Below are 2,429 nucleotides of genomic sequence, written 5' to 3' on the forward strand. Positions count from 1 at the left end.
ATTCCCCATGTCGATCGGCATGGTCTGGTATGGCTCGATCGCGGGCGCCTGGAAGTTGAGGCCGGATGCCTGCGCTTCGTCACCGCCGGCGGCGGCGCCCTGGCGGCAGGGGATTACCAGATCCCGCACCAGGCGGTTTCGATCGTGCTGCTCGGGCCAGGATCGAGCGTGACGCACGATGCCTTGCGCCTGCTCACGCGGCACGGTTGCGCGCTGGCGGCCATCGGCGAAGGCGCGGTGCGGTTCTACACCGCGCCGCCGCTCATGCCCGACAGTTCCGCCCTCGCCCGCGCCCAGGCCCGTGCCTGGGCCGATCCGGCACAGCGCATGGCCGTGGCCCGCGCCATGTATGCGCTGCGCTTTGGCGAAATCGTGCGGACGCGCGATATCGAGGCGCTGCGCGGCCAGGAAGGGGCGCGGATCAAGCGCGCCTATGCCCTGGCGGCCGACCGCTTCGGCGTGCGCTGGGCTGGGCGCCATTATGATCGCGCTGATCCGGAAGGTGGCGATCTGCCCAACCAGGCGATCAACCATGCCGGCGCGGCGATGACTGCCGCCGCCAGCGTGGCCGTGGCCGCCGTGGGCGCCATTCCGCAACTGGGTTTCGTGCACGAAGACAGCGGCCAGTCCTTCGTACTCGATATTGCCGACCTGCACCGCCACGATGCCCTGCTCGACATCGCCTTTGGCGCCGTGGCCGAAGCGCGCGGGCAGCCGATCGAACGGGTGGTGCGCCAGCGCGCCGCGCGCCTGTTCCGCCAGCGTGGAATCATTCCCACGATGATCGACCAGATCAAGAGCCTGCTGGCCCAGGCGGACGAGGCCAGGCCCTGATGCCGCTGGTCGTGGTGATCACCCGCGACGTGGAAGACCGCTATCGCGGCTACCTCGGCTCGATGATGCTGGAACTGGCGCCAGGCGTCTATGCCCAGCCCCGCATGTCGGCCCGCGTGCGCCAGCGCCTGGCCGATGTGCTGGCAGACTGGCACGGCCGCCTGGGCCGGGGCAGCATCGTGATGTGCTGGGCCGAAACCGCAGCCAACGGTGGCCTTGGCCTGCGCACGTTCGGCACGCCGCCCAAGGACGTAGTGGCCCATGACGCGATGTTGCTGGTGCGCCGGCCATTACCGGAACAGCCCGAATCCCGGTGAATTTGCTCTTTCCTATTGTAAACAAGATGTTGTATAGTAGGGTCTCCCCCGCACACGCGGGGATAGTCCCTGCTGCACCAGTTTGCCACCGAGCGTGGCGCGGTCTCCCCCGCACACGCGGGGATAGTCCGTATGCCGGCTTGCTGCAGGATCGGAAGTGGGAGTCTCCCCCGCACACGCGGGGATAGTCCCGACATGCCCGTGTCATCCCTGCGCGGCTCCATGTCTCCCCCGCACACGCGGGGATAGTCCCAGTCGCGGGCAAGGCTGGACGGAAAGCGGCGTGGTCTCCCCCGCACACGCGGGGATAGTCCCATCATGCGGCCGATCACGCCGGCGCCGCCGGTGTCTCCCCCGTACACGCGGGGATAGTCCCGCATCCAGCAGTCGAGCGAATTCCTCTCCTCGGTCTCCCCCGCACACGCGGGGATAGTCCCTCGTCCGATCGGTGCAGCGGCGTCATGAAGAAGTCTCCCCCGTACATGCGGGGATAATCCCGGGGAAAGTCCGGCCTCGGGCATGGCGCGCATGTCTCCCCGCACACGCGAGGATAATCCCGCCTCCCGATGCGCCCGATAGTGATCGGCCAAGTCTCCCCCGCACCAGCGGGGACAACATTCGCGCGTCGCGCAGTATCCGCCATGCGGCGCCCCCTGCGTCTTGCCCAACTCCCCCTTGCCCGCTGCCCCGCAGCGGTGGCATGAGGCACGCATGCCTGCAGATCTTTTCCGCGCTCGATTTCACGCCGTTGGCCAACGCGGTTACCGGCTTGCGCGAGGGGCTGGTGCGCTTTGCCACCGATGAAAGCGATACGCAGATCCGCGACGGGCTGATCCAGCGCTTTGAATTCACCTATGACCTTTCGCACAAGATGCTGCGCCGGGTGATCGAGGCGGGGGCCGCCAATCCCGAAGAGGTGGGCCGCATGACCTTTCCCACTCTGATCCGCACAGCGGCCGAACAGGGGCTGACCGGGGCGGACTAGACCGATTGGCGGACGTGGCGCGAGATGCGCAACATCGCCTCGCCCATTGCGGCGTCGCCACCTCAGACAGAGCACACCCCGTATCCGTTCGCCCGCGCTAACTGCCAGAGTGGCAATGAATCGGGATACACTTGATCCGAAGCCATCGGAATGGCCTAAGACCAAGCGCGCAGGGTCAGGCTGGTGTCTGCAAGCCGGCCTGATCATCCAGCGCCAGCGCGCGGATGGCGGCGGGACGGCTGCGGCACCGTTCAATATAGGCGTCGAAGACCTGGTCAGCCGGGAACGCCTGG

The 2,429-nt window shown here is 67.5% G+C and carries 3 protein-coding genes and 1 CRISPR repeat array; all 3 genes read left to right on the top strand.

Annotation, left to right across the window (positions count from 1 at the left end):
• Window positions 1–834, top strand: an 834-nt coding sequence (gene cas1e / locus H926_RS0122785; RefSeq protein ID WP_028658396.1) for a type I-E CRISPR-associated endonuclease Cas1e, incomplete at its 5' end; no start/stop codon positions are given.
• Window positions 834–1,151: a type I-E CRISPR-associated endoribonuclease Cas2e gene (gene cas2e / locus H926_RS0122790; RefSeq protein WP_022678301.1), complete on the top strand. Its 318-nt coding sequence runs from the start codon at window positions 834–836 to the stop codon at window positions 1,149–1,151. The genes cas1e and cas2e, both read left to right, overlap by 1 nt.
• Window positions 1,152–1,192: 41 nt before the next feature.
• Window positions 1,193–1,709: direct repeats of the CRISPR family, unit length 29 nt; unit sequence GTCTCCCCCGCACACGCGGGGATAGTCCC.
• A 142-nt stretch (window positions 1,710–1,851) separates the two neighbouring features.
• Window positions 1,852–2,136: a nucleotidyltransferase substrate binding protein gene (locus H926_RS30040; RefSeq protein WP_051146486.1), complete on the top strand. Its 285-nt coding sequence runs from the start codon at window positions 1,852–1,854 to the stop codon at window positions 2,134–2,136.
• The last annotated feature ends 293 nt before the right edge of the window (window positions 2,137–2,429 follow it).

It is taken from the genome of Novosphingobium sp. B-7, from assembly GCF_000410615.1.
GTDB lineage: Bacteria > Pseudomonadota > Alphaproteobacteria > Sphingomonadales > Sphingomonadaceae > Novosphingobium > Novosphingobium capsulatum.

Coding starts and splice junctions, on each gene's coding strand:
- H926_RS30040 (WP_051146486.1), top strand. CDS start 1,852: ATGAGGCACGCATGCCTGCAGATCTTTTCCGCGCTCGATTTCACGCCG.
- cas2e (WP_022678301.1), top strand. CDS start 834: ATGCCGCTGGTCGTGGTGATCACCCGCGACGTGGAAGACCGCTATCGC.